This is a genomic window from Mycolicibacterium chlorophenolicum (assembly GCF_001044235.1).
In the GTDB taxonomy this organism is placed as follows: Bacteria; Actinomycetota; Actinomycetes; order Mycobacteriales; family Mycobacteriaceae; genus Mycobacterium; species Mycobacterium chlorophenolicum.
The window spans coordinates 411,975-436,885 of record NZ_JYNL01000069.1; the positions used below are offsets into that span (position 1 = coordinate 411,975).

The 24,911-nt window shown below is 70.0% G+C and carries 22 protein-coding genes, 1 tRNA gene and 2 pseudogenes; 16 read left to right on the forward strand and 9 right to left on the reverse strand.

Translation table 11 applies throughout. The features are described 5' to 3' along the window. Positions 1-20: 20 nt before the first annotated feature. On the reverse strand, positions 21-770 hold the full coding sequence (locus MCHLDSM_RS31860) for a lytic transglycosylase domain-containing protein (RefSeq protein WP_048473727.1): 750 nt from the start codon (positions 768-770) through the stop codon (positions 21-23). A gap of 178 nt (positions 771-948) precedes the next feature. Between MCHLDSM_RS31860 and efeU the strand changes: the two are divergent. The 5 genes and pseudogenes from efeU (at position 949) to MCHLDSM_RS31885 (ending at position 6,026) form a co-directional block, all read left to right on the forward strand. Next, positions 949-1,871, forward strand: a pseudogene (efeU, locus tag MCHLDSM_RS31865) (iron uptake transporter permease EfeU). Beyond that, positions 1,868-3,019 carry an iron uptake system protein EfeO gene (gene efeO, locus MCHLDSM_RS31870; RefSeq protein ID WP_048473728.1) on the forward strand — a complete coding sequence of 384 codons (1,152 nt, stop codon included), beginning with the start codon at positions 1,868-1,870 and terminating at the stop codon, positions 3,017-3,019. Before efeU ends, efeO begins: the two are co-directional and overlap by 4 nt. Beyond that, positions 3,000-4,298, forward strand: coding sequence for an iron uptake transporter deferrochelatase/peroxidase subunit (efeB, locus tag MCHLDSM_RS31875; protein ID WP_048473729.1), 1,299 nt, complete (start codon positions 3,000-3,002; stop codon positions 4,296-4,298). The genes efeO and efeB overlap by 20 nt, the downstream gene beginning before the upstream one ends. 196 nt (positions 4,299-4,494) lie before the next feature. After that, a complete protein-coding gene (locus MCHLDSM_RS31880) occupies positions 4,495-5,124 on the forward strand; it encodes a TetR/AcrR family transcriptional regulator (protein ID WP_048473730.1) in 630 nt (209 codons plus the stop codon). Beyond that, positions 5,121-6,026: an SDR family NAD(P)-dependent oxidoreductase gene (locus tag MCHLDSM_RS31885; protein ID WP_048473731.1), complete on the forward strand. Its 906-nt coding sequence runs from the start codon at positions 5,121-5,123 to the stop codon at positions 6,024-6,026. The genes MCHLDSM_RS31880 and MCHLDSM_RS31885 overlap by 4 nt, the downstream gene beginning before the upstream one ends. A 204-nt stretch (positions 6,027-6,230) precedes the next feature. On the opposite strand, the gene MCHLDSM_RS31890 is transcribed toward MCHLDSM_RS31885, so the two are convergent. From MCHLDSM_RS31890 to MCHLDSM_RS31900, 3 genes are read right to left on the reverse strand one after another with little or no spacing between them, the layout of a single operon-like run. Further along, positions 6,231-7,244, reverse strand: coding sequence for a nucleoside triphosphate pyrophosphohydrolase (locus tag MCHLDSM_RS31890; RefSeq protein ID WP_048473732.1), 1,014 nt, complete (start codon positions 7,242-7,244; stop codon positions 6,231-6,233). Next, positions 7,241-10,873 carry a transcription-repair coupling factor gene (gene mfd / locus MCHLDSM_RS31895; RefSeq protein WP_048473733.1) on the reverse strand — a complete coding sequence of 1,211 codons (3,633 nt, stop codon included), beginning with the start codon at positions 10,871-10,873 and terminating at the stop codon, positions 7,241-7,243. The genes MCHLDSM_RS31890 and mfd overlap by 4 nt, the downstream gene beginning before the upstream one ends. Before the next feature lie 43 nt (positions 10,874-10,916). Continuing rightward, on the reverse strand, positions 10,917-11,510 hold the full coding sequence (locus MCHLDSM_RS31900) for a TetR/AcrR family transcriptional regulator (protein ID WP_043412005.1): 594 nt from the start codon (positions 11,508-11,510) through the stop codon (positions 10,917-10,919). Between the two features lie 87 nt (positions 11,511-11,597). Here MCHLDSM_RS31900 and MCHLDSM_RS31905 point away from each other — a divergent pair, with 87 nt between their 5' ends. The 11 genes from MCHLDSM_RS31905 to pth all read left to right on the forward strand — a co-directional run bounded on the left by MCHLDSM_RS31905 (position 11,598) and on the right by pth (position 21,197). Continuing rightward, positions 11,598-13,106: a PucR family transcriptional regulator gene (locus MCHLDSM_RS31905; RefSeq protein WP_048473734.1), complete on the forward strand. Its 1,509-nt coding sequence runs from the start codon at positions 11,598-11,600 to the stop codon at positions 13,104-13,106. A gap of 114 nt (positions 13,107-13,220) precedes the next feature. Continuing rightward, positions 13,221-14,477, forward strand: coding sequence for an NAD(P)/FAD-dependent oxidoreductase (locus MCHLDSM_RS31910; RefSeq protein WP_048473735.1), 1,257 nt, complete (start codon positions 13,221-13,223; stop codon positions 14,475-14,477). A gap of 91 nt (positions 14,478-14,568) precedes the next feature. Next, positions 14,569-15,057, forward strand: a complete 489-nt coding sequence (locus tag MCHLDSM_RS31915) for a GreA/GreB family elongation factor (RefSeq protein ID WP_048473736.1) — start codon at positions 14,569-14,571, stop codon at positions 15,055-15,057. Between the two features lie 41 nt (positions 15,058-15,098). Then, a tRNA-Gln gene (locus MCHLDSM_RS31920) sits at positions 15,099-15,170 on the forward strand. A 92-nt stretch (positions 15,171-15,262) separates the two neighbouring features. Next, positions 15,263-16,723, forward strand: a complete 1,461-nt coding sequence (gene glmU, locus MCHLDSM_RS31925; protein WP_048473737.1) for a bifunctional UDP-N-acetylglucosamine diphosphorylase/glucosamine-1-phosphate N-acetyltransferase GlmU — start codon at positions 15,263-15,265, stop codon at positions 16,721-16,723. Between the two features lie 117 nt (positions 16,724-16,840). Then, the gene (locus MCHLDSM_RS31930) at positions 16,841-17,821 is read left to right on the forward strand and encodes a ribose-phosphate diphosphokinase (protein ID WP_048473738.1); all 981 of its coding nucleotides are present in this window, start codon (positions 16,841-16,843) and stop codon (positions 17,819-17,821) included. After that, positions 17,818-18,159, forward strand: a complete 342-nt coding sequence (gene arsC / locus MCHLDSM_RS31935) for an arsenate reductase (glutaredoxin) (RefSeq protein WP_048473739.1) — start codon at positions 17,818-17,820, stop codon at positions 18,157-18,159. Before MCHLDSM_RS31930 ends, arsC begins: the two co-directional genes overlap by 4 nt. Further along, positions 18,156-18,827, forward strand: coding sequence for an LpqN/LpqT family lipoprotein (locus MCHLDSM_RS31940; RefSeq protein WP_048473740.1), 672 nt, complete (start codon positions 18,156-18,158; stop codon positions 18,825-18,827). The genes arsC and MCHLDSM_RS31940 overlap by 4 nt, the downstream gene beginning before the upstream one ends. A 98-nt stretch (positions 18,828-18,925) precedes the next feature. Then, on the forward strand, positions 18,926-19,795 hold the full coding sequence (locus MCHLDSM_RS31945; protein WP_048473741.1) for an oxidoreductase: 870 nt from the start codon (positions 18,926-18,928) through the stop codon (positions 19,793-19,795). A 139-nt stretch (positions 19,796-19,934) separates the two neighbouring features. After that, a complete protein-coding gene (locus MCHLDSM_RS31950; protein ID WP_048474149.1) occupies positions 19,935-20,606 on the forward strand; it encodes a 50S ribosomal protein L25/general stress protein Ctc in 672 nt (223 codons plus the stop codon). Positions 20,607-20,618: 12 nt separating this feature from the next. Continuing rightward, positions 20,619-21,197 (forward strand): aminoacyl-tRNA hydrolase, encoded by a 579-nt coding sequence (gene pth / locus MCHLDSM_RS31955; protein ID WP_048473742.1) that lies wholly within the window; start codon positions 20,619-20,621, stop codon positions 21,195-21,197. A 4-nt stretch (positions 21,198-21,201) separates the two neighbouring features. Here pth and MCHLDSM_RS31960 read toward each other — a convergent pair whose 3' ends face one another. The 5 genes and pseudogenes from MCHLDSM_RS31960 to MCHLDSM_RS31980 form a co-directional block, all read right to left on the reverse strand. Next, positions 21,202-21,438 (reverse strand): hypothetical protein, encoded by a 237-nt coding sequence (locus MCHLDSM_RS31960; RefSeq protein WP_048474150.1) that lies wholly within the window; start codon positions 21,436-21,438, stop codon positions 21,202-21,204. A gap of 26 nt (positions 21,439-21,464) precedes the next feature. Then, positions 21,465-21,884: a hypothetical protein gene (locus MCHLDSM_RS31965; RefSeq protein ID WP_048473743.1), complete on the reverse strand. Its 420-nt coding sequence runs from the start codon at positions 21,882-21,884 to the stop codon at positions 21,465-21,467. Between the two features lie 106 nt (positions 21,885-21,990). After that, positions 21,991-23,031, reverse strand: a complete 1,041-nt coding sequence (locus MCHLDSM_RS31970; protein ID WP_048473744.1) for an epoxyqueuosine reductase — start codon at positions 23,029-23,031, stop codon at positions 21,991-21,993. Positions 23,032-23,066: 35 nt separating this feature from the next. Continuing rightward, positions 23,067-23,921 (reverse strand): ABC transporter permease, encoded by an 855-nt coding sequence (locus MCHLDSM_RS31975; protein ID WP_048419893.1) that lies wholly within the window; start codon positions 23,919-23,921, stop codon positions 23,067-23,069. Next, positions 23,918-24,905 (reverse strand): annotated as a pseudogene (locus MCHLDSM_RS31980) (ATP-binding cassette domain-containing protein). Before MCHLDSM_RS31980 ends, MCHLDSM_RS31975 begins: the two are co-directional and overlap by 4 nt. Positions 24,906-24,911 lie beyond the last annotated feature (6 nt).

The window sequence follows — 24,911 nt, forward strand, 5'->3', positions numbered from 1 at the left end:
GGCCGTTCGCGTGGCGTGCTCTACAGCGGGTGTCCGCCGGCGTAGGCGGTCGCCCAGTCGCGGACCGTGCGCGCGTACTGGTCGGAGTGGTTGTAGGCGCGCAGCGCGTCCATCCAGCCGCGCGGAGTCGCCAGGTCCTTTCCGCTCCAGCACAGATAGCCCGCCGCCGACAGCGCCGCATCGTCGATGTTGTCGGCACTGATCTGCCCGTCGTTGTTCGCGTCGACGCCGTAGAGCCGCCACGTCTCGGGGATGAACTGCATGGGCCCCATGGCCCGGGCGAACGGTTCGTCACCCTTACTCTCCACGGCCGGGTCGTGGCTGACCGAGTCGTTGTCGAGGATCTCCAGGTTGCCGGCGGTGCCGTCGAGCAGCACGCCGCGGATCGGCGGCCTCACATCGCCGTTGCGCGCGATCGTCGCGCCGCGGTAGGTGCCGTGGTGGCTCTCCACCTGGCCGATGCCCGCCAGCGTCGTCCACTTCAGGTGGCAGTCGGGGTTCTCCACCTCCGCGACGCGGGCGGCGTAGGCGTAGGCCTCCAGCGCCGTCACCGGAATGCCCAGCGCCGGGGCGCGCTGCGCGGCCCATTCGTGCAGCGCATCGGCGGGCCGGCCCTTCGCATAGGTGTCGATCTGAGGGACGGGATCACCGGCCGGCGGCGGTACCCCGTCGGGGATCGGGCTGCCGAGCTGCCAGGAACAGCTGGCGGCCAGGAGCAGCGCTGTCGCGCCGATCACGGCCACCGCCTGCAGCCAACGCACCCGTGTCACCGGACTCCTCAACCCACTCTGGTTCCTAGCCATGCTGCCACGCACCAAAGGACTTAAGACTCATCCCGGGCCGCGGAGGGGCGGTGTACATTCACTTAGCGCAACGCTAAGCAAGGTGAGCCACACCTTGCTTTGCTTAGGCAAGGCTAGGTGCCACAGACGTAGCGAGGACGATTCGATGAGCATGATCACCGACCTGCCGGTCAGCATGTCCTCGACCACCCTGGCGGCATCCCCCAACATCACCTCCCAGCTGTTCGGCAGCGGCCTGATCGGCCTGCGTGAAGGCCTGGAAGCAGCCATCGTGGTGTCGATCCTGGTCGCCTTCCTGGTCAAGTCGGACCGTCGCGACGCGCTCAGATGGGTGTGGCTGGGCGTCGGCGCCGCGATCGCGCTGACGCTGACCGTGTTCCTCGTCATCCAGTTCGGCGAGAACACCATCACCGGCCTGGCCGCCGAGGCCATCGCGGGAGTCGCGTCCCTGATCGCCGTGGTCATCGTCACCACGATGGTGCTCTGGATGCGCAGAGCCGCCGCCGGGATGTCGGGCGAACTGCGCAACGACATGGCCCAGGCGCTCGAGACCGGCCCGCTGGCCGTCGCGCTGCTGGCCTTCTTCGCGGTCGGCCGCGAAGGCGTGGAACCGCCCTGTTCATGGTCGGGTACGCCGAGGCGACGACGAACTGGCCGCTGGTCGGACTCGTCGTCGGCGTGCTGATCGCCGGGGTCATCGCCTACGGCATGTATCGCGGTGCGCTGAGCATCAACCTCGCCAAGTTCTTCACCTACACCGGCGTCTTCCTCATCGTCGTCGCCGCCGGCATCCTCGCCTACGGCATCGGTGCCCTGCAGACGGTCGGCTGGCTCCCCGGCCTGGCCACCAAGGCCTTCGACATCACCACCTGGTTCAACTGGTCCTCCTGGTACGGCGAGGTGATCCAGGGCGTCTTCAACGTCACCCCCACCCCGACGGTGCTGCAGCTGGTCAGCTGGCTGGCCTACCTCGCCGTCGTGCTCGCCCTGTTCCTGCGTCCCACCCCGGCGCCGGCCCGCCCGGCCCGACCCGCTCCCCAACCCGATCCCGAAAGGTCCACCACGTGAAGGTTCACCCCGTCGTGCTCACCGCGGCCCTGGCCGCCCTGGCGTTGAGCGGTTGCCAGGCCAAGGAGGAGTCCGCAGGTGCCGCCGAGGGCTCCGAAGCGCCCGCCCAGATCACCGTCGACGCCTCCGACACCTCGTGCCAGCTGTCCGGCTCCGCAGGGACCACCGGGACGAACACGTTCGTGATCACCAACAACGGCAACAAGGTGACCGAGTTCTACGTCTACGGCGAGGGTGAGCGCGTGATGGGCGAGGTGGAGAACATCTCCCCCGGCCTGCAGCGCAAGCTCGTCGTCCAGCTCTCTCAACCGGGCACCTATCAGACGGCCTGCAAGCCCGGCATGATCGGCGACGGCATCCGCGGCGACTTCACCGTCACCGGCGACGCCGTCGAGATCGACACCGAGGGCAAGTTCAAGGAAGCCGCCGACAGCTACAAGCGCTACGTCAACAGCCAGAGCGACGCCCTCATCCCGGCCGTCGAGTCGTTCGTCGCCGCGATCAAGGCCGGCGACATCGAGGCCGCCAAGGCGCAGTACCCCACGGCGCGGACCTACTACGAGCGCATCGAGCCCGTCGCCGAGTCGTTCCCCAACGACCTCGACCCGCGCATCGACCTGCGGGAGGCCGACCTCGAGCCGGGCCAGAAGTGGACCGGGTTCCACCGGCTCGAGAAGGACCTGTGGGTCAGCGGGCTGCAGCCCGACACCAACGCGATCGCCGACCAGCTGGTGGCCGACGTCAAGGAACTCGACGCCGGCGTGAAGGCGCCCGACTACACGATCGACTCCACCCAGATCGCCGGTGGCGCACAGGGTCTGCTGGACGAAATCGCCACCAGCAAGATCAGCGGCGAAGAGGACATCTTCAGCCACACCGACCTGTGGGACTTCAACGCCAACCTGCAGGGCAGCCAGACCGCTGTGGCGTCGGTGCGGCCGATCCTCGACGAGCGCAACGCCGATCTGGGCAAGCGCGTCGACCAGCGGTTCGCCGAGGCCGAGAAGCTGCTCGAGAAGTACCGGCAGGGCGACGGATTCGTCGGCTACGACAGCGTCACCGAGCCCGAACGTCAGGAGCTCTCGCGCGCGATCGACGCGTTGAGCAAAGAGGTGAGCCAGGTGCAGGGTGTCATCGCACCCCAATGAGCCCGTGCCTGCACGGCAGGGGCTGAGTAGGCGAAAGCTGTTCGGCGCGGCCGGAGTCGGCGCCGCGGTGGTCGGCGCGGCCGGCGCCGGAGCGCTGGCCGGCCGCGCGACCGCGGCCGCGCCCGCCGTCCATCTGGAGACCGCGGTCCCGTTCCGTGGTGAGCACCAGGCCGGCATCGTCACCGAGGCGCAGGACCGCATGCACTTCGCGACGTTCGACGTGACGACCAACAGCCGCGACGACGTCATCAAGATGCTGGCCGACTGGACCGAGATGGCCGAGCGGATGACGCAGGGCCAGGAGGCGTTCAAGAACGGGGCCACCGGCCAGAACCCTTATGCCCCACCGACGGACACCGGCGAGGCGCTCGGCCTGCCGCCGTCGCAGTTGACGCTGACGATCGGGTTCGGCCCGTCGTTCTTCGTCAAGGACGGCGTCGACCGGTTCGGCATCGCGGACAAGAAATCCGCGCAGCTGGTCGACCTGCCGAAGTTCCCGAACGAGAAGATCGAACCGGCCCGCAGCGGCGGCGACATCGTCGTGCAGGCCTGCGCCAACGACCCGCAGGTCGCCGTCCACGCGATCCGCAACCTGGCCCGCATCGGCTTCGGCACCGTCGCGGTGCGCTACTCCCAGCTCGGCTTCGGCCGCACGTCGTCGACCACCCGTGAGCAGACCACGCCGCGAAACCTGTTCGGCTTCAAGGACGGAACGGCGAACCTGCGCTCCGACGAGACCGACAAGCTGAACCGTTTCGTCTGGGTCGGCGACGGCGACGGCCCGGCCTGGCTGACCGGCGGCACGTATCTGGTGGCGCGGCGGATCCGGATGCGGATCGAGCAGTGGGACCGCACCACGCTGCTCGAGCAGGAACGCGTCATCGGCCGGCAGAAGGGCAGCGGCGCGCCGATGGGCCAGTCCGACGAGTTCGACGAGCTGAACTTCACGCTCAAGGACAAGAAGGACAAGCCGCTGATCGACGAGGTCGCCCACGTACGGCTGGCGTCGAAGGAGAACCTCGGCGGCATCGAGATTTTGCGCCGCGGCTACAACTTCACCGACGGCTCGGACGGCTTCGGCCACCTCGACGCCGGGCTGTTCTTCATCGCGTTCGTCCGCGACCCGCTCACGCAGTTCATCCCGATGCAGAATGCGTTGTCGCGCAAGGACGCGCTGAACGAATACATCACGCCGACGAGCTCCGCGCTGTTCGCCTGCCCACCGGGCATCCGCGAGGGCGACACGTCGACGTTCTGGGGCTCGACGCTGTTCGACTGAGCTCGCTCCGTTCTCGCGTCCCCTTTTTCGCGTCCCCTTTTCGCCCAAACCGGCACACGGGCGAACAATCGCGAGAGCACGCCGCCATTTCGTCGATCTCGGCGCCTCTCGCACGCCTTCTCCTGCGCACGACTCTCGCCGTATCGCTCACGGCTGTGTACCTTGTCTGTAACGTTCCTTACAGACAAGGAGGAGCATGGCCGAGTCACCCACTCAGCGCCGGCAGCAGGGCGCCGCGTCCCGCGAGCAGATCCTCGACGTGAGCGAGCGGCTGATGGCCGCCCGGGGATACGCCGGCACGTCGATCAGCGACATCCGCAGAGAGTGTGGCCTCCCGGCGAGCTCCATCTACTGGCACTTCGGCTCCAAGGACGGCGTGCTGGCGGCTGTCATGGAGCGTGGCGCGGAGCGCTTCTTCGCGCAGATCCCCCGCCGCGCGCCGGACGGCGCCGACGGTCCTGACCTGGAGGAGCGGCGCTCCGCCGCCGCGAAGGTTCTGGCGGAGCACCCCGAGTTCCTGCGGCTGACCTACATCCTCGCGCTGGAGCGCATCGACGATCCCGCGGTCGCGGCCGCCGTGCGCCGCGTCCGCGACAAGGCGATCACCGGGTTCTGCGAAGCGATCGCGCCGCTGCTCCCCGCCGACGTCGCACCCGATCGGGCTGAACGCATCGTGGCCGAACTCGGCGCGTTCGCCGTCGCCGTGTCCGACGGCGTGTTCTTCGCCGATCACCTGGAGCCCGATTCGACGGACGTCGACCGGATGTACCGCCGGCTGTTCCAGGCCGTCGAAGCCCTGATCCCGATCCTGTTGGAGGAGCAATGACCCGTCGCACCGTCATCATCACCGGCGCCAACACCGGCCTCGGCTTCGAATGTGCGCGAACCATCCTGAACTGCGACTCCTCGTGGCATGTGGTGCTCGCGGTTCGCGATCCGCTGCGTGGGGCGCACGCCGTCGACCGCCTCGGTGCCGCCGACCGGTGCACCGTGCTGCCCTGCGACCTGGCGTCGCTGCGTTCGGTCGGCGGGTTCGTCGACGCCCTCACCCGGGCCGACCTGCCACCGCTGCACGCCATCGTCTGCAACGCCGGGCTGCAGGTGGTAGACACCAGCCAGGTGACCGCGGACGGCATCGAGATGACGTTCGGCGTCAATCACCTCGGCCACTTCGCCCTTGTCACAACACTTCTCGACCATCTCGCCACCCCGGGGCGAATCGTGGTGGTCAGCAGCGGCACACACGACCCGGACAAGTTCACCGGCATGCCGGCACCGCAGTTCACCTCGGCGGCAGATCTCGCGCTACCGGGGAACCCCGACGACAAGGACGGCCGCCGCAGATACACCACGTCGAAGCTGTGCAACATGCTGTTCGCCTACGAGCTCGACCGCAGACTCGACCAGGGTGCCCGCGGTGTGACGGTGACCGCGTTCGATCCCGGCCTGATGCCGGGGTCCGGCCTGGCGCGGGAGTACACCCCGCTGGGCCGGCTGGCCTGGCGCTACCTGTTCCCGCTGCTGCGCGTCCTGCCGAACGTCAACAGCATCGCGACGTCGGGCGCGCGACTGGCCGCGTTGACCGTCGACCCGTCGTTCGACGGCGTGACCGGAACGTATTTCGAAGGTAGCCGGGCGATTCCGTCGTCGAAGGAGTCCTACGACACGGCCACGGCGCTGGACCTGTGGGCGACGAGCGAACAGCTGGTGGCCACCGCGCGCGCGTGACCGAGATCGACGAGGGGCGTGAACGCGGTCGGGCCGACATCAGCCGTCACACCTCTGCACGATGTGCAGGCGAAGTGCGAGCGCACGGGTGCACAACGTGAATACCTGAGACTGCCGAGAATCCGGAACGCACGAAATCCACGTTCTGCAGAGAAAGTTCGAATCCACCCGACCAGATCGCTGACAAGGTGGATCTCGTCGCGGTCAGCCCTCGCGCTGGGGCTCCTCGGCCTGGCGCTCAGTCTCCTCGGGCTCCGCCTCCGCCTCGGGCTCGTCGTCGACGATCTCGTGCGGCCAGTGGGCACGCCATTCGTCGGCGGAGATCACCGCGTGCGGGCTGTCGTCGAGCTCCTCGGCGACGTCATCGCCGCGCTGCGCCGCGGCCGCGGACCGCTCGGCGGCACGCACATCGGCCATGAACTCCAATACCGCTGAGCGCAAGGCGTTCTCGGCATCGAAATCGGCTGTCACGGTGATCCAGGTGAGCGCGTCGGGCACCAGCTCCGGCGGGAAGCCGGCGCCTTCGGCGCGGGCGAGCACCTTCTGCGCAAGCGCCAGCGCGGGCTGCGCCGTCGGGATGTCGTCCATGATCGACTGGCGCGCGGACTTCTCCAGTGCCTTGCGCGCTTCCCACTGTGCCAGTTGATCTTCCAGCGAGATCGACTCGCCGGCGAGCACCGCGGGCACGCGATTGCCGAGCTTGCGGACCAGCGCGTCGGCGACGTCGTCGATGCCGAACGCGTTCTCCGGCGCGTCCTCGGCGATTCGGGCGTGGAACAGCACCTGCAGCAGCACGTCGCCGAGCTCGTCGCGCAACTCGGTCAGATCTCCGCCGTGCACTGCGTCGAACAGCTCGTAGGTCTCCTCGAGCAGATACCGCCGCAGCGAGTCGTGGGTCTGCTCACTCTCCCAGGGGCCCGCGGTGCGCAGCTTGTCCATCATCGCCACGGCGTCGACCAGATGCTCGCCGGGCGCGGGCTCCGGCGCGGCGATCACCCGCTCGCCGGCGGCCAGCCGCGCGGCCACCGACGGGTGGTCGCGATCGGAAGACAGCAGCACGGGCGCGGGATCGCCCTCGTAGGCGGGCCGTGCCGACGGCAGCGACCACGGCACTTTGATCGGCATCTCCTCGGTGTACTGCACGTCACCGGAGAGCAGCTCGATCGCCTCGACGGGTACCAGCGAGGGGCGGCGCGGGTCCACCAGGACAACCGTCATGAGCCACCTCCGAACTTGGTTATATCAACTTGCGCCTGCGGATTCCCGTCGATGGCGAGAAGCAGACCCGCGACGAAGGCGACGAGCTCGAGATCGCGGATGCGCGGCGCCCCCACCCCACTGCCGGCCCGCGGAATCGGCACCTGCACGGTCGAGGTGGTGGCGCGGTAGGTGGCACCCGAGTAGAGCCGCTTGAGCCGCAACTGCGCCGAATCGGGCAGCGTCAGCGGCGAGATCCGCACCGTCGACGCCGACGGCGCACCGACCTCGGTCACCCCGTGCGCCCGGGCGAGCAGGCGCAGACGCGCCACCGCGATCAGGCGCTGCGCCGGCTCGGGCAGCGGACCGTACCGGTCGTTGAGCTCCTCGATGACCGCGTCGACCGCGGCGTCGTCCTGCGCGGCGGCCAGCCGCCGGTAGGCCTCCAACCGCAACCGGTCACTGCCGATGTAGTCAGGCGGCAGATGCGCGTCGACCGGCAGGTCGATCCGCACATCCTTCGGTTCCTCCGGCGTGGCAACGGTTTTCCCGTCGGCGGCCGCCCGGTAGGCCTCGACCGCCTCGCCCACCAGCCGCACGTACAGGTCGAAACCCACCCCGGCGACGTGGCCGGACTGCTCGGCGCCGAGCACGTTGCCCGCGCCGCGGATCTCGAGGTCCTTCATCGCGACGGCCATGCCCGCGCCCAACTCGTTGTTCTGCGCGATCGTCGCGAGCCGGTCATAGGCTGTCTCGGTCAGCGGAACCTCGGGCGGGTACAGGAAATACGCGTATCCGCGCTCACGTGAGCGCCCCACGCGGCCGCGCAGCTGATGCAGCTGCGACAGCCCGAACGTGTCGGCGCGCTCCACGATCAACGTGTTGGCGTTGGAGATGTCCAGACCGGTCTCGACGATCGTGGTGCACACCAGGATGTCGAACTCCCGGTTCCAGAAACCCTCGACCGTCCGCTCCAGCTGCTCCTCGGGCATCTGCCCGTGCGCCACCACCACGCGCGCCTCGGGCACCAGCTGGCGCACCCGCGCGGCGGCCTGGTCGATGGAACGCACCCGGTTGTGGATGTAGAACGCCTGCCCGTCGCGCAGCATCTCGCGGCGCAGCGCGGCCGCGACCTGCTTGTCGTCGTGCGGGCCGACGTAGGTCAGCACCGGGTACCGCTCCTCGGGCGGGGTCAGGATCGTCGACATCTCCCGGATGCCCGCCAGGCTCATCTCCAGCGTGCGCGGGATCGGGGTGGCGCTCATCGTGAGCACGTCGACGTGGGTGCGCATCGACTTGATGTGCTCCTTGTGTTCGACGCCGAAGCGCTGCTCCTCGTCGACGATGACCAGTCCCAGGTCCTTCCACGTCACCCCGGTCTGCAGCAGCCGGTGCGTGCCGATCACGATGTCGACCGAGCCGTCCTTCATCCCCTCCAGCACGGCCTTGGATTCCGACGGAGAAGTGAAGCGCGACAAGCCTTTCACGGTGACGGGGAACCCGGTCATGCGCGCGCTGAACGTCTGCAGATGCTGATCGGCGAGCAGCGTCGTCGGCACCAGCACCGCGACCTGCTTGCCGTCCTGCACGGCCTTGAACGCCGCGCGCACCGCGATCTCGGTCTTGCCGTAGCCGACGTCGCCGCAGATCACCCGGTCCATCGGAACGGGCTTCTCCATGTCGGACTTGACCTCGGTGATGGCGGTGAGCTGGTCGACGGTCTCGGTGAACCCGAACGCGTCCTCCATCTCGGTCTGCCAGGGACTGTCCGGGGCGAACGCGTGCCCGGGAGAGGCCTGCCGCTTGGCGTACAGCGTGACCAGCTCCGCCGCGATCTCCCGAACCGCCCGGCGCGCTTTGGTTTTCGTGTTCGCCCAGTCGCTGCCGCCGAGGCGGCTCAACGTCGGCGCCTCACCGCCGACGTAGCGCGACAGCTGGTCCAGCGAGTCCATCGGCACGTACAGCTTGTCGGTGCCGCCACCGCGCTTGGCCGACGCGTACTCGAGCACCAGGTACTCGCGACGGGCGCCGCCGACAACCCGTTCGGTCATCTCGACGAACCGGCCGATGCCGTGCTGGTCGTGCACCACGAGATCCCCGGCGGTCAGCGCGAGCGGATCGACGACGTTGCGCCGCTTGGCCGCGAGTCGCTTGCCCTCGGTGGCGGCGGCCCGGTTGCCCGTCAGATCGGTCTCGGTGATCACCACCAGGTTGGCGCCGGGGATCACCACGCCGTCGTGTAGCGGACCCTTCACCACGCCCACCACGCCCTCGCGGGGCATCGCGCCGGGTTCGAGAACCGTTGCGGGAGTGTCGGCTTCGCCGAGCTGCTCGACCACCCGCATGCACGTGCCGGTGCCGGGGGTGACGACGACGCCGTAGCCGCCGGTGGCGACGTGGGCGCGCAGCATCGCGAAGATCTCGTCGAGATTGTGCTGCTGACCGCGCGCCGACGGCGCCGGCCTGATGTCGAGGGCCAGGCCGGCTTCGGCGGTGAGCTGGCTCAGCGTCCACCACGGATGTCCACCGGCCCGCGCCGCATCGCGTCCGTCGTCGAAACCGACGAACCCCGACGCGCCGAGCGCCTCGAGGTCGATCGGAGCGTCGCCGCCGACGGCGGCCGTCGACCAGGACGCCTCGAGGAACTCGCGCCCCGTCTTGATCAGATCGGCGGCGCGACTGCGGACCTTCTCCGGATCGCAGATCAGCAGCGGCGTCCCGGCGGGCAGATGCGACGGCAGCGTCACCAGGTCGGTCGGGCGCAGCAGCGGCAGCAGCGCCTCCATGCCGTCGACCGGGATGCCCTCACTCAGCTTCGCCAGCATGTCGGGCACACTGCCCGGCACGCTGTTCTCCAGCACCGGATGCTCGGTCGCCAGCGCCTGCGCACGCTGGCGCACCTCGGCGGTGAGCAGCACCTCGCGGCACGGCACCGCGATCACGGTGGTGACGTCGATCTCCGGGATCGACCGCTGGTCGGCGACGGAGAACATCCGCATCTCGGACACCTCGTCGCCCCAGAACTCGACGCGCACGGGGTGCTCGGCGGTGGGCGGGAACACGTCGAGGATGCCTCCGCGCACGGCGAACTCACCGCGTTTGCCGACCATGTCGACGCGGGTGTAGGCCAGGTCGACCAGGCGCGCGACGGTGGCGTCGAAGTCCGCATCGGCGCCGACGGTCAGGGTGACCGGTTCGATGTCGGCCAGGTCGGGGGCCATCGGCTGCAGCAGGGACCGCGCGGTGGTCACCACGATCCGCAGCGGCGGGCCCAGACGGTCGTCGTCGGGATGGGTGAGGCGGCGCAGCAGCATCATTCGCGCGCCGACGGTGTCGACGCCGGGCGACAGCCGTTCGTGCGGCAGCGTCTCCCACGACGGGAACATCGCGACCGCGTCGCCGAACACGCCCTTCAGCTCGGCGGTCAGGTCGTCGGCTTCGCGCCCCGTCGCGGTGACGGCGAGCAGCGGGCCGGCCTGCGCGAGCGCGGCGGCCACGAAGAGCCGGGCGCTGGCAGGGCCGACGAGATCGAGATCGGCGGGCCGGTCGGCGGCACGGCGCGTGACTTCCTGCAAAGAGGGGTCCCGCAGCGCAAGCTCGACGAGGCCCGCGATCGGGGTGTGGACATGAAGGGTCCCCGATGCGGTCATGATGCCCCCATCGTAGGCCCCGCCGACGGCGCGACCGATCCCGCTACTCGTCCTGCAGGTGCGGGTCGGCCTCGAGATGGGTCAGGCCGTTCCACATCAGGTTCACCAGATGCGCGGCCACCACTTCTTTCTTCGGCTCGCGGGTGTCGAGCCACCACTGCGCCGACATCGACACCGAACCGACCAGCGCCTGGGCGTACAGCGGCGCGAGGTCCGGGTCCAGGCCGCGCCGGGAGAAGTCCCCGGCCAGGATCGAGGACACCTGGCTCACGGCGTCGTTGAGCAGCGTCGAATAGGTGCCCGAGGTGATGCTGGCCGGCGAGTCCCGGATCAGGATGCGGAAGCCGTCGGTGTGCTCCTCGACGTAGGTCAGCAGCGCCAGCGCCACCCGCTCGACGCGCACCCGGGAGCGGTTGTTGGTCAGCGACGCGGTGATGCCGTCGAGCAGCGCGGACATCTCGCGGTCGACGACGACGGCGTAGAGGCCCTCCTTGCCGCCGAAATGCTCGTAGACCACCGGCTTGGAGACATTCGCCCGCAGCGCGATCTCCTCGATGGAGGTGCCGTCGAAACCACGCTCGGCGAACAGCGACTTGGCGATCTCGATCAGCTGCTGCCTGCGCTCGCTGCCGGTCATCCGGGCGCGGGGGGCGCGGACTTCCTTGTCGGCTGCGGCCACGCGTCCCAGCCTAAACCGCGGCGCCCCGGCGTACCGTCAAGCTCCGTGATCACGCTGGATCGGCTGATCAACGTCCTCGGCGGCTACGGCGCCCGCTGGCAGGCCGGCACGGCGGACCGGTCGACCGAGCTGCGCAGCGTCGTGCTGCCCGAGGTCGTCGACGGACGCACGATGCCGGGCGACGTACTGCTCGCCGTGGGCGCGTCGAGCCAGGCCGAGGCGCTGGACTGGGCCACCGCCGCAGGCGCGGTCGTCGTGCTCACCCGCGCGGCCGGCCGCGCCGTCGCCGCCATCGGAGACATCGCTGTCGTGGTCATCGACTCCGCGATGTCGTGGAGCGAGTTCGCCGCGGTCGTCTACGGCCTCGTCCTGGAAGGGCGGGAGACCGATTCGGGCCGAGGGCCGACGGACCTGTTCGCTCTCGCCGACAGCCTGTCCGGGGCGGTCGGCGGCGCCGTCGTCATCGAGGACCGGCAGTCACGGGTGCTGGCGTTCTCGCGCGGCCAGCAGGACGCCGACCCGGCGCGCGCGGCGACGATCCTCGCCCGCCAGGCCCCTCCGGACGTGCGCGCCCGCCTCGAGGCCGCCGGGGTGTTCGCCCACCTGTCGGTGTCCGACGAGCCCCTGTTCGTGCCGGCCGATCCAGGCGCCGGGCTGACCGGCCGGATGGTCGTCGCGGCACGCGCGGGCCGGGATCCACTGGGCTCGGTGTGGGTCGCCACGCCCCGCGCACTCGCCGGCGAAGAGCGAAGGGCGCTTGCCGACGGCGCGCACACCGTCGCCCTGCATCTGCTGCGCTCCCGAGCCAGTGCCGACCTGGAACGTCAGGTCGAGTCGGAACTGGTGATCCGGCTGCTCGAGGCGCCGGCCGACTCGGCGACCCTGGCCAGCCGCCTGGGACTGCCGCCCTCGGCGTTGCGGGTGGTCGCGCTGCGCGCCCAGGACGGCGGCGAACGGCACGCGGCGCTGCTGCAGACGTTCGAGCTCGCGACCGCCGGCTTCGGCTGGTCGCGCCCGTCGCGCAGCGCCCTGGCCGACACCACGGTGTACACCGTGCTCGCGGCCGACGAGGCAGCGATCGCCCGCGCCTGGGTGACCGCGCTGCTCACGGCACTGCCCCGCCAGCTGACGGTCCATGCCGGAATCAGCGCACCGGCGACCGCCACCGATCTCGCGGTGGCGCGCAGCGAAGCCGACGAGTGCCTGGCACTGCACGAGGGCACCGGTGTGGCCGATCCGCCGGCCTACGACGAGTCGTGGAACGACGTGGTGCTGCAACGCCTCAAGACGGCGGCAGGCGTAGGCCGTCGTCCGCACCGCGGGGCCGTCTCCGAGTTGAGGGCGCATGACGCCGCGCACGGCACGGCTTATGTGGGCACCCTGCGCGCGTGGCTGCAGGAACACGGCGACCCTGTCCGCACCGCGCTGCGACTCGGGGTCCACGAGAACACCGTGCGGTACCGCATTCGCCGCATGTCCGAGCTCACCGATCTGCAGCTCGACGATGCCGACAAGCGGTTCGCCATGATGATCGAACTCGCTGTCCGTGACTGACCTCTTTGTCGAGATCCGACACTGTGCGCCCGCTCGCTTGTCCCGCTGGCACAACAACTGCGTCTCTTCGGGACCCGACCATGGAGTCATCGGTCACCGGAGAAGGAGGATGCGATGTCGGGCAGGTCCGGGATGGATGGCGGTCCCCGGTCTGTGGTCGTCGTCGGCGCGGGCATCGTCGGGCTGTCGACGGCGTGGTTCCTGCAGGACCGCGGGGTCGACGTGACCGTCGTCGACCGCACCGGCGTCGCGGCGGGAGCGTCGTGGGGAAATGCCGGCTGGGTGTCCCCGGCGCTGACGGCGCCGCTGAACTCGCCGTCCGTGCTGCGCGAGGGGCTGCGCGCGATGGCCGATCCCACAGCCGCACTGCACATCCCGCTGCGCGCGGACCCCGCCCTGGCGCGGTTTCTGGTGCGGTTCGCCACGAACTGCCGGCCCAGCGTCTGGCAGCGGGCGGCGCGGGCCAATGCGGTGCTCAACGATGAGGCACTCGAGACCTTCGACGTGCTGGTGGCCAACGGGGTGGACGCCCCGGTGACCGACACCTCCATCGCCGTCGCGTTCCGCGACGCCGACCGTGCGGTCGCCTTCCGGCGTGACCTCGACCGCATTCAGGGGGCGCACAAGCCGGTCGTCGCGACGCTGACCGGCGGAGCGCTGCGCGCCCACGTACCGGTGGCGTCGACGCACATCGCCACCGTCGTCAAAGTCTCCGGCCAGCGCTTCGTCGACCCGGGCCGGTTCACCCAGGCGCTGGCCCGCGCCGTCGTCGAGCGCGGCGCCACGATCCGCACCGGGGACGTCGAACGGGTGCTTCCGGTGCCCGGCGGGGTGCGCGTCGAGGTGCGCGCCGGGGAACCGCTGCACGCCGATGCCGCAGTCGTCGCGACCGGCGCCTGGTTGGCCGCCCTGTGGGGCCGTCGGATCCGCGTCGGGCTGCACGCGGGCCGTGGCTACTCCTTCACGGTTCCGGTGGACCTACCGCTGCCCGGTCCGATCTATCTGCCTGAGGCGCGCGTGGCGTGCACGCCGTACCGCACGGGACTGCGCGTCGCCGGGACCATGGAGTTCCGACGCCCTGAGGAGCCGCTGTTCCGGCGCCGGATCGAGGCGATCGTCGCGTCCGCCGCCCCGCTGCTCGACGGGGTGCGCTGGCGGGAACGCCGTGACGAATGGGTCGGCTCCCGGCCGGTGACGGACGACGGTATGCCGCTGATCGGGCAGGTCGACCGCGGTCTGTACGTCGCGGGCGGGCACGGGATGTGGGGCCTCGCGCACGGCCCCGCCACCGGCCGTCTGCTCGCTGAGCAGATCGTCACGGGCAAGCACCCCGAGGCGGCGCGGGCGTTCGATCCGCTGCGACGAAGCTGAACCTCCCCTCGCACGAGGGTTCCCGGTCGTCAGGGGCGGCGCCGATCCGACCCGCCCCTGACGACGATCACCACACCGGAAGGACACCACCATGCCCACCACCCACGACAGCGTCTGGATGACGCCGCACACCCGCACTGCGCTGGAGGCCGAACTGGCCGGCCTGCTCACCCTGCCGCACGCGGCGGACGCCGAGGCCCGCACCGACCAGGTCGTCGACGCGTGGCTCGCCCGCAAACACCGCATCCGTGAGATCCACGAACTGCTAAGCAGGGCAGGCCACACCCGCATCCCGCCCGACGACGGCGTCGCCGAACCCGGCATGGTTCTCACGGTCCGGTTCGACGACACCGGGGACACCGAGACGTTCCTGCTCGGCACCCGCGGCACGACCGACGACGAACTGGAGGTCTACACCGTCTACTCGCCGCTGGGCAGCGCGCTCCTCGGGGCGACGCCCGGCCGGCAGTGCAGCTACCGGCTGCCGACCGGACGCAGTCAGCGTGTGACCCTCCTGACGGCCGTCCCGTTCGGCACCCACCGGCCTGAGTCGAGCACGTTCGCGCACCCGGGTTCCTGATCTCCCGTTGAGCTAGAGTCTCACGCGTATTAGGTCACCGGTCCGTCGTGGTGTAATCGGCAGCACCTCTGATTTTGGTTCAGATAGTTCAGGTTCGAGTCCTGGCGACGGAGCACTCACTCGCGACGAGCGTGCGCACAGTGACACCCGCGGACGGAGTGTCGGGTACAGACACGCACGCTCGCGCAGGGGAAGGACGACACCGATGGGCGACGCAGGCAACGCAGCCGTCCTGATTCTGGCCGCGGGATCCGGCACCCGCATGAATTCCGACACGCCGAAGGTGCTGCACACCCTCGCCGGGCGCAGCATGCTCGCCCACGCCGTGCGCTCGGTCGCCGCGGTGGCGCCGACGCATCTGGTCGTGGTCGTGGGCCGCGACCGCGAGCGGGTGGCCCCGGCGGCGCTGGAGATCGGCGCTGCCGTGGGGCGACGCGTGGAGATCGCCGTCCAAGAGGAGCAGCGCGGCACCGGGCACGCGGTCGGATGCGGGCTCGCGGCGCTGCCCGACGATTTCACCGGCGTGGTGGTCGTGACCTCCGGCGACGTTCCACTGCTCGACGCCGACACCCTCGCCGCGCTGATCGCCACCCACACCACGGGCGCCGCTGCGGCCACGGTGCTGACCACCACGACCGCCGACCCCACCGGCTACGGCCGGATCCTGCGCACCCAGGACGGCGAGGTGATCGGCATCGTCGAGCAGGCCGACGCCAGCCCGGCCCAGCAGGCGATCACCGAGGTCAACGCCGGGGTGTACGCGTTCGACGCCGGCGTGCTGCGCTCGGCGCTGAGCCGGCTGCGCGCCCACAACGCCCAGCAGGAGCTCTACATCACCGACGTGTTCGCGATCGTGCGCAGCGACGGCCACCCGGTGCTCGGCCGGCACGTCGACGACCCCGCACTCGTGGCCGGCGTCAACGACCGCGTGCAGCTCGCCGCGCTGGGCGCCGAGCTGAACCGGCGCATCGTCGCCGCGCACCAGCGCGCCGGCGTGACGATCATCGACCCGGCGACCACGTGGATCGACGTCGAGGTCACCATCGGCCGCGACACCGTCGTGCGGCCCGGCACCCAGCTGCTCGGCACCACCGAGATCGGCGCCGGCTGCGAGATCGGCCCCGACACCACGCTGACCGACGTCGAGGTGGGCGACCGCGCGTCGGTGGTGCGCACCCACGGCCAGCTCGCCGTGATCGGCGACGACGCCGCCGTCGGCCCGTTCACCTACCTGCGTCCCGGCACCGTGCTCGGAGAGGCCGGCAAGCTGGGGGCGTTCGTCGAGGTGAAGAACGCCACCGTCGGCACCGGCACCAAGGTGCCGCACCTGACCTACGTCGGTGACGCCGACATCGGCGACCACAGCAACATCGGGGCGTCCAGCGTCTTCGTCAACTACAACGGCGAGACCAAGAGCCGCACCACGATCGGCTCCCATGTCCGCACCGGATCGGACACCATGTTCGTCGCCCCGGTGACGATCGGCGACGGCGCCTACACCGGAGCGGGCACCGTCGTGCGCGACGACGTACCGCCCGGCGCGCTGGCCGTCTCCGCCGGACCGCAGCGCACCATCGAGGGCTGGGTGGAACGCAAACGCCCCGGCAGCGCGGCGGCACAGGCTGCGGCAGCAGCCCGGGCGGCCGCCGAAACTACCGGCGAGTAGCGTTTCGTCGCCCTTTATTGGCATTCTGGTAACCCGCCAGCGTGCGCGAGTCACCGCTACGTACGATGGCCCGGGAATCGATCCCCCCATCGATGACGAGAAGCCGAGGGCAGCGCTGTGAGCCACGACTGGACCGACAACCGCAAGAATCTGATGCTCTTCTCGGGTCGGGCGCACCCCGAACTGGCCGAGCAGGTCGCCAAGGAGTTGGACGTCGCCGTCACCGCGCAGACCGCGCGGGACTTCGCCAACGGCGAGATCTTCGTCCGCTTCGACGAATCGGTGCGCGGCTGCGACGCGTTCGTGCTGCAGAGCCATCCCTGGCCGCTGAACCAGTGGCTGATGGAACAGCTGATCATGATCGACGCGCTCAAGCGCGGCAGCGCCAAGCGCATCACCGCGATCCTGCCGTTCTATCCGTACGCGCGGCAGGACAAGAAGCACCGCGGTCGCGAACCCATCTCCGCCCGCCTGGTCGCCGATCTCTACAAGACCGCGGGCGCCGACCGGATCGTCACCGTCGACCTGCACACCGACCAGATCCAGGGCTTCTTCGACGGCCCCGTCGACCACATGCGGGCACAGAAGCTGCTGACCGGCTACATCGCCGAGAACTACGCCGACCACGACATGGTGGTCGTCTCCCCCGACTCCGGCCGCGTGCGCGTCGCCGAGAAATGGGCGGACTCCCTGGGCGGCGTCCCGCTGGCATTCATCCACAAGACCCGTGACCCGCTGGTTCCCAACCAGGTGAAGTCCAACCGCGTGGTCGGTGACGTGCGCGGCAAGACCTGCATCCTGACCGACGACATGATCGACACCGGCGGCACCATCGCCGGCGCGGTCCGTCTGCTCAAGGAGGACGGCGCGGCCGACGTCGTGATCGCCGCGACGCACGGCGTGCTCTCCGACCCGGCCCGGGAACGGCTGGCCGACAGCGGAGCGCGCGAGGTCATCGTCACCAACACGCTGCCGATCGGCGAGGACAAGATGTTCCCGCAGCTGACGGTCCTCTCGATCGCGCCGCTGCTGGCCAACACCATTCGCGCGGTGTTCGAGAACGGTTCGGTGACAGGGTTGTTCGACGGATCGGCATGAGCGCGCGCATCCTGCACAACCCCCGCTGCTCGACGTCGCGCAAGACGCTGGACCTGTTGCGCGACAACGGTATCGACCCCGAGATCGTGCTCTACCTGAAGAATCCGCCGTCGCGCTCCGAGCTCGCCACGATGATCGCCGAGGCCGGCATCGGTGTGCGTGCCGCGGTGCGCACCCGCGAACCGCTCTACGCCGAACTCGGGCTGGCGTCGGCCTCCGACGACGAACTGCTCGACGCTCTCGCCGAGCACCCGATCCTGATCGAGCGCCCGTTCGTCGTGACGCCGAAGGGCACCCGGCTGGCGCGCCCGATCGACAACGTTCGCGAGATCCTGTGACGGTTCGCCGGGTGGCCGCGGCTGCCGCGGTGATGCTGAGCGTGGTCGGCTGCGCGCCCGAAGCGCCCGACTACCAGGCGGTGTGGTCGACCACCAGTGCGCCCAGCGCCGCGCCGACCTCCACGGCGCCCGGCGCCGCGCCCGTGCCGATCGCCGCCTACCTGGAGCAGGCCGGCGTCGCCGGTCAGCCCGTCGCGCCCGACCGGCTGACCGACATCACGGTGACGATGCCGTCGCCGCCGGGCTGGCGGCCCTACCAGAACACCAACCTCGCGCCGGGCACCCGGATGATCGCCAAGGGCGACACGTACCCGACCGCGATGCTGATGGTGTTCGAGCTCAAGGGCGACTTCAACGTCGCCGAGGCGCTCACGCACGCCAACGTCGACGCCCAGATGAGTCAGAACTTCACACAACTCGGCGCCTCGACGGCCCCGTTCGACGGCTTCCCGTCGTCGATGATCGAGGGCAGCTACGACCTCAACGGCGCGCGGATGCACAGCTACAACCGGATCGTCATCGCCACCGGCGCGCCGCCGAAGTCGCAGCGCTACCTGATCCAGTTCACCGTCACCGGCTTCGCCGACAAGGCCGCCGAGCAGGCCGGCGACATCGAGGCCATCATCGGCGGCTTCTCGGTCACCGTGCCGAAACCCAGCAGCCGCTGACGTCCCCTCCCGTCCCCGCCGACATGGCATTCCGTCAGAGCAAGTTCGAGTGAGGGCCTGCCGGAATGCACGTTCGGCGCGACTCTAGGGTGGTGGCCATGAGCCAGTGGACCGCCGCGGACCTTCCCTCCTTCACCGGCCGCACCGTGATCGTCACCGGCGCCAACAGCGGACTGGGCCTGGTCACCGCCCGCGAGCTGGCACGCGTCGGCGCGCGGACCATCCTCGCCGTGCGCAACACCGACAAGGGCCAGGCGGCCGCGGACGGCATGACCGGTGACGTCGAGGTGCGCAAACTCGATCTGCAGGACCTGTCGTCGATCCGGACGTTCGCCGACGGCGTGTCCGGGGTCGACGTGCTGATCAACAACGCGGGCATCATGGCGGTGCCGTACGCGCTGACCGCCGACGGATTCGAGAGCCAGATCGGCACGAACCACCTGGGCCACTTCGCGCTGACGAACCTGCTGCTGCCCCGGCTCACCGACCGGGTGGTGACGGTGTCGTCGTTCATGCACGTCTTCGGCCACCTGAGCCTGAAGGACCTCAACTGGAAGTCCCGGCCCTACCTGGCGTGGCCCGCCTACGCGCAGTCCAAGCTGGCCAACCTGCTGTTCACCAGCGAACTGCAGCGCAAGCTGACCGCGGCCGGCTCACCGGTGCGGGCGCTGGCCGCCCATCCCGGCTATTCCGCCACCAACCTGCAGGGCCAGACCGGCAGCCGGTTCGGCAGCCGCGTCTACGACGCCGGGAACCAGTTCTTCGCCACCGACGCCGACTTCGGCGCCCGCCAGACGCTCTACGCCACCGCGCAGGACCTGCCCGGCGACACGTTCGTCGGCCCCCGGTTCGCGATGCGCGGCCGCACCGGCGCGGCCTGGCGCACCCCCGCCGCCCGCAACCGCGCGAAGGCCGCCGCATTGTGGACGCTGTCCGAGCAGCTCACCGAGGTCGAATTTCCGCTGTAGCCGGGTGCTGGGCTACCCTGGTCGACGCATCACGGCGAGGGTGGCCAGCTGACGGGCCGCCGTTATCGACGGGAACTGAGCATCTGCAGTTCGTGTGACCCTGGCCGTGTCCGACACCACCGGCACAGGAGTACCGAACATGGCGAAGAACGCCCCGAACAATCTGACCGCCCAGGTCCGCACCGCGACCGGCAAGGGCGCCTCGCGCCGCGCCCGCCGCGAGGGCCGCGTTCCCGTGGTCCTCTACGGCCACGGCACCGAGCCCCAGCACCTCGAGCTCGACGGCCACGACTTCGCCGCGGTGCTGCGTAACGCCGGTACCAACGCCGTGCTCACGCTCGACATCGCCGGCAAAGAGCAGCTCGCGCTGACCAAGTCGCTCGAGATCCACCCCATCCGTCGCAACATCCAGCACGCCGACCTGCTCGTCGTGCGCCGCGGCGAGAAGGTGACCGTCGAGGTCAACGTCGCCGTCGAGGGTGACGCCGCCCCCGGCACCCTGGTCACCCAGGAAGCCAACTCCATCGAGATCGAGGCCGACGTCCAGTCGATCCCCGAGCAGCTCACCGTGTCGGTCGAGGACGCTCAGGAAGGCACCCAGATCCTGGCCGGCGGCGTCGAGCTGCCCTCGGGTGTGACGCTGGTGTCCGACCCCGAGCTGCTCGTGGTCAACGTGGTGACCGCGCCGACCGAGGAGGAGCTCGAGGCCGAGGGTGGCGGCGAGTCGATCGAGGAGCAGGCCGCCGAGGCCGCCGAGGCCGAAGCCGAGGCCGAGGGCGGCGAGGGCGAGTCCGCCGGCGACTCCGAGTAGGACGCCGTCGTCGTGGCCGAACCCCAGCTGGTGGTCGGCCTGGGCAACCCCGGCCCGCAGTACGCGCTCACCCGGCACAACCTGGGCTTCCTCGTCGTCGACATCCTCGCCGACCGCATCGGCGAGACGTTCAAGGTGCACAAGAAGTCCGGGGCCGAGGTGGCCACCGGGCGGCTGGCAGGCCGCCCGGTGGTGCTGGCCAAACCGCGCGTCTACATGAACGAGTCCGGGCGCCAGGTGGGCCCGTTGGCCAAGTTCTACTCGGTGGCCCCGCGGGACGTGATCATCGTCCACGACGAACTCGACATCGAGTTCGGCCGGATCCGGCTCAAGTACGGCGGCGGGGTGGCCGGCCACAACGGCCTGCGTTCGGTCGGAGCGGCGTTGAGCAGCAACGACTTTCACCGCGTCCGGGTCGGCATCGGCAAGCCGCCGGGACGGCAGTCGGGGGCGTCGTTCGTGCTGGAACCGTTCAACTCCCGGGAGCGCCCCGAGATCGCGACCATCTGCGAGCAGGCCGCCGACGCGGTCGAACTGCTGATCGGCCAGGGCCTCGAGCCGGCCCAGAACGTGGTGCACGCCTGGGCCTGACCGGCTACCAGGTCAGGACGATGCCCGACCGGTTGTTGTTGCGCGGGATCTGGTCGGCCACGTTGGGCGCCCGTGTTCCCGGCACCGTCTTGATCGAGACGCTGCCGTTCGTCTCGCACCGGGTCAGGCCGCCGGCCTCCTGGCAGGTCGCCTGCGCGGCGGCCGTCGGCGCCGAAACGAGGCCGGCGGCAACGGCACTCGCGATCAGTGCCGCCGACGCGTACTTCGAGAGACTGGTCATGGTCACTCCACTTCCGAGAGCGTGAGTCACGGGCAGGACGACGCGAGGATGCGGGCAGCCGGATCGAGTGTCAGATTCGCCTGGCCGACATGACGGAAGGCGTCCTCGCGTGCCGCCTCCGGGGTGGCGCCCGCGCCGCCCGACACGATGCCGCTGCCGTCGTCGGCCCCGACCGACACGATGCAGAACACGTCGTTGGTCTGCTCGTCGCTGCTGCACTGCTCCGCCCCGGCCGCCTGGCACGCGGCGATCACCGCGGAGGCGGCCATCTCGTTGGTGGGGCCGGTGGCCGTGAATCCGATCAGCGTTCCGTCCCGCACTCCGGATCCGACGGCCCGGGACACCACACCGGTGTCCACCACTCCCCCGGGTCCGCCGGCCCACGCGGGTGGCGCCAGCGCGACCGCGCACAGCAGTCCGGCCGACAGGCCACGGATCCACACCATTCGTTCCTCCTCCAGCGGCCACCTCGGCGCAGGCACAGCGTCTGGCCGGCAGCCAGCCTCATCTAACCTCTGCGCCGGCGATCCCGCGACCGTTCGCCGCGATACGTCACCGGCCGCGAACACCCCGGATGCCGCTGTCGACCCGCTTCAGCGGCTTGTGCGGGTACCGCTTGACGGCGTGCGCCTCGGCCTCCGAACCCGGGAGCACATACAGCGTCTCGACCTTGTCCTGCAAGGGTTTGAGGACGAGATCCATGAACCCCTTGCGGTCGTCGAGGTAGGGCTCGATCACTTCCTCCCCTGCCGGGCACACCGCCAGGCAGTACGCCGCCTTGTAGTTCGCCTTGAACGACAGGCTCTGCCACATCGACGCGTTCTCCGAATCGCTGACCCGGGAACGGAAGTCCTCGGCGTCCTCGCTGTCGGCAACGGTCTGCACCCAGTCGGTGAAGCCGCCCATGAACTCGCGGTAGTTGTGCACCGAGCACGCGACGAAGTCGAAGTCGCCGTTCTTCTTGATCGCCCCGACCGGGCAGGCCGCCACGCAGAGCTTGCATTCCAGGCAGGGCGAATAGTCCAGCGGCGCATCGTAAGTGGAGATGTCAGCGGCCACCAGGATCGTGCCGAGCAGGATGAAGTTGCCGAATCGCGGGTGGATGACGTTGCGGTGGATGCCCATCACGCCCATGCCCGCGGCGACGGCGACCGGCTTGTGCGCCACCACCCAGATGCGGCCCGGGTAGCGGTCCATCTCCATCGGGAACGTGGCCGACGGGTTGACCACGCGGTACCCCGCGTCCTGGAGGATGCGCGTGATGCGGTGGGCGGCCTCGTTCATGATCTCGCCGCTGCGGTGGAACTCCTGGTTGGCGACGCTGCGTGCGGTCGAGCGGACGTTGTCGCGGTTCATCTTGACGACGAGCGAGAGGTAGCTGACGGCGCCGGGCAGCGCCGCCTGCACGTGCTCGACCTCGGAGGCCAGCGCCGGATCGGCGACGCGGGCGAACCCGACGTCGTCGACGCCGGCCTCCCGGCAGATCGCGCGCAACCAGCCCGCGTCGATCACGCCGGGCGGGCGCGACGGGTGCGCCTGCACCTTCCGGACGGTGGGATGGTCGGCCAGCCGCGGGGGCAACTTCTGCGCCATGCTGAGTATGGTACACAATACTCAGCTGAGCGGTACTACCCCGACGTGCGGCGACGGTAGGCGGCCAACGCGAACGGCGCGAAGACGGCGGTCAGCGCCAGCGACCACAGGATGGTGGACAGCACCGGGTGATGCAGGGGCAGTTGCGCATCGGGGGCTGCCGGCCCGCCGTTGCCCCACAGTTCGCGCATCGCCTGCGCCAGCGACGACACCGGGTTCCACTCGGCGATCACCCGAAGCCAGTGCGGCATCGGCTCCGTCGGCACGAAGGTGTTGGCCAGGAACGTCACCGGGAACAGCACGGTGAACATGACGCCGTTGACCGCCTCGACGGTACGCATCAGCGATCCGACCAGGATGCCGAACCAGATCATCCCGAAGCCGAACACCAGGATCAGGGCGAACGCCAGCACCGCCTCGGCGATGCTGCCGCGGATGCGCCAGCCGATCGCCAGCCCCGTCAGCGCCATCACCACCACGCCCAGCGACGAATGGATCAGGCTCGCGACGCTGCGCCCGATCAGCACCGACGACCGGGAGATCGGCAGCGAGCGGAACCGGTCGATGATGCCCTTCTCCACGTCGGCGGTGATGCCCGAGGCCACCACGAACGCCGAGAACACGATGGTCTGCGCCTGGATGCCCGGCAGCAGGAACTCCCGGTAGGAGGCTCCCCCGGTGTTGGTGATCGACGCGCCGAACACGAACGCGAACAGCAGCACGAACATGATGGGCTGCGCCGTCACGTCGCTGAGCATCTCGGGCATCCGCTTGGTGTGGATCATGTTGCGCTTCACCATGATCCACGACTGTTGCACCAGATTCGTCGGGCGCGTCGGCACCCGGTCGACGCGCACGGCCGCGGGGTGTTCGGTGTCCAGCGCGGTCATGCGCCGACCTCCTCGGATTCGTCGGTACGGTGGCCGGTCAAGCTCAGGAACACGTCGTCGAGGCTGGGCCGGGACAACCCGATGTCGTCGACGCCGATGCCGCTGTCGCGGAACCAGCCGGCGACAACGATCATGTCGTCCAGCCCGTCGGCGGACGCGGTCAGCCGGCGCGCCGCCGCGTCGACGAACACCTCGGCCCCGGTGCGGCGCAGCAACTCCTGCGCTGCCGGCAGATCGGCCGCGTCGCCGACGGTGATCACCAGGCTGGCCCGGCCGGCCTGCTGCTTGAGCTGCAACGGGGACCCCTCGGCGATGATGCGGCCCTGGTCGATCACCACGATGTTGTCGGCCAATTGGTCAGCCTCTTCGAGATACTGCGTGGTCAGCAGCAGCGTGGTGCCCCTCGGCCACCAGCCCGCGCAGCACCTCCCACAACTCGCTGCGGCTGCGCGGATCGAGACCGGTGGTCGGCTCGTCCAGGAACAGCACGGGCGGAGAGGCGAGCAGACTGACCGCGAGATCCAGCCGGCGGCGCATGCCCCCCGAGTAGGACTTCACCACCCGGTCGGCCGCCTCGGTCAACGAGAACTGCTGCAGCAGTTGATCTCCCAGCTTCTCCAGCGCTCGGCGCCGGATGCCGTAGAGGCCGCCGATCATGCGAATGTTCTCGCGGCCCGTCAGCAACTCGTCGACCGTCGCGACCTGACCGGTCAGCCCCATGTGGCGGCGCACCTGGTCGGGCTCGGCGCGCACGTCGTATCCCGCCACCCGCGCGGTGCCGCTGGTGGGTTCGGTCAGCGTCGTCATCATCCGCACCGTGGTCGTCTTGCCCGCACCGTTGGGTCCCAGCAGACCGAGCACGCTGCCCGGCGGGACGGCGAAACTGACCCCGTCGACCGCGGTGTGGTCACCGAACCGCTTGACGAGGTCGATCGCTTCGATGGCCGGGTCCATGGCCTCGACGGTATCCGCGCCGACCGACATCCGGCC